This window comes from Pseudomonas sp. yb_2 (genome assembly GCF_043103905.1).
GTDB classification, from domain to species: Bacteria; Pseudomonadota; Gammaproteobacteria; order Pseudomonadales; family Pseudomonadaceae; genus Aquipseudomonas; species Aquipseudomonas alloputida.
This window is the reverse complement of the sequence record NZ_JBICKH010000038.1, coordinates 1-1,643: the sequence shown is the minus strand read 5'-3', so window position 1 is coordinate 1,643 and position 1,643 is coordinate 1. Positions and strand designations below refer to the sequence as shown.

Sequence of the window (1,643 nt, the reverse complement as noted above, 5' to 3'; positions counted from 1 at the left end):
TCGAAGGTGCGACCGTCTACATCCACAGCGGACGTGATGCCCAGGCTGATCTGGCCAGCGTCGTTGTAGACGTCATCGCCTTGCGCAGCGTGGGTGTATGGCGCGCTGGTTTCGCCGGCCTTGATGGTGACCTGGGCGTTGTTGCTCAGGGTCACGACCAGGTCGTGGGCCAGCGGCTGGTTGACGTGCACGGTGAAGGTCGGCTTGACGTTCTCGGCCACCGAGGTCTGGTCGGCGGTGATGGTGACCTTGACCAAGTCGCCTTCGTTGCCCGGCGTACCTGGCTCGTCGGTCACCGACGTGCTGACCGGCGTCTTGTCCAGCGTAAGCTGTTCGAACTTGCCGACATCCGCGCCCTCAACGGTTGCGATCGACATCACGACAGGGTCGTTAGCGCCGACGTAGACGTTGTCCGGAGCAGTCACGGTGGCAGTGCCCACGGTGCCGTTGGCCGGCACAGTGATGACGGTTTTGCCGTCGCTCAGCGTGAAGGTCAATGCACTGTGGTTGTTGATCGGCAGACCGTCTTTGTTGGTCAGCGTGATGGTGTAAGTGATCTCACCGCCTTCGGTCACCGAAGGGGTGGCGGTCAGTTTGGCCACCACTTCGTCGAGGGTGTCGGTCACTTGGACCGAAGCGGCACCGCCCAGCTCCAGGTTTTCGAAGGTGCGACCGTCTACATCCACAGCGGACGTGATGCCCAGGCTGATCTGGCCCGCATCGTTGTAGACGTCATCACCCTGCGCAGCGTGGGTGTACGGCGCGCTGGTCTCGCCAGCCTTGATGGTGACCTGAGCGTTGTTGCTCAGGGTCACGACCAGGTCGTGAGCCAGCGGCTGGTTGACGTGAACAGTGAAGGTCGGTTTGACGTTCTCGGCTACCGAAGTCTGGTCGGCGGTGATGGTGACCTTGACCAGGTCGCCTTCGTTGCCTGGGGTACCCGGCTCGTCGGTGACCGACGTGCTGACCGGGGTCTTGTCGAGTGTCAGTTGCTCGAACTTACCGACGTCCGCACCTCCAACGGTTGCGATCGACATCACGACAGGGTCGTTGGTGCCGACGTAGACGTTGTCCGGGGCAGTCACGGTGGCAGTGCCGGTTGTACCGTTAGCCGGGATGGTGATGGTGGTTTTGCCATCGTCCAGGGTAAAGGTCAGCGCCGCATGCTTGTCGATAGGCAGACCATCTTTGTTGGTCAGCGTGATGGTGTAGGTGATCTCGCCGCCTTCGGTTACCGAAGGGGTCGCGGTCAGCTTGGCCACTACTTCGTCGGTGGTGTCGGTCACTTGAACCGAAGCCGCACCACCCAGTTCCAGGTTCTCGAATGTAGCGCCGGTGGCGTCTACCGCCGAATTGATGCCCAGGCTGATCTGGCCAGCATCGTTGTAGACGTCATCGCCTTGCGCGTCGTGGGTGTACGGCGCGCTGGTTTCGCCGGCCTTGATGGTGACCTGGGCGTTGTTGCTCAGGGTCACGACCAGGTCGTGGGCCAGCGGCTGGTTGACGTGCACAGTGAAGGTCGGTTTGACGTTCTCGGCCACCGAGGTCTGGTCGGCGGTGATGGTGACCTTGACCGGGTCGCCTTCGTTGCCTGGGGTACCCGGCTCGTCGGTGACCGAAGTGCTGACCGGGGTCTTGTCGAG

General features: G+C 62.2%; 1 protein-coding gene. It reads right to left on the bottom strand.

From position 1 onward, the window contains the following. Nucleotides 1–1,643, bottom strand: a 1,643-nt coding sequence (locus tag ACF8FB_RS09280) for an immunoglobulin-like domain-containing protein (protein ID WP_392511244.1), incomplete at both ends; no start/stop codon positions are given.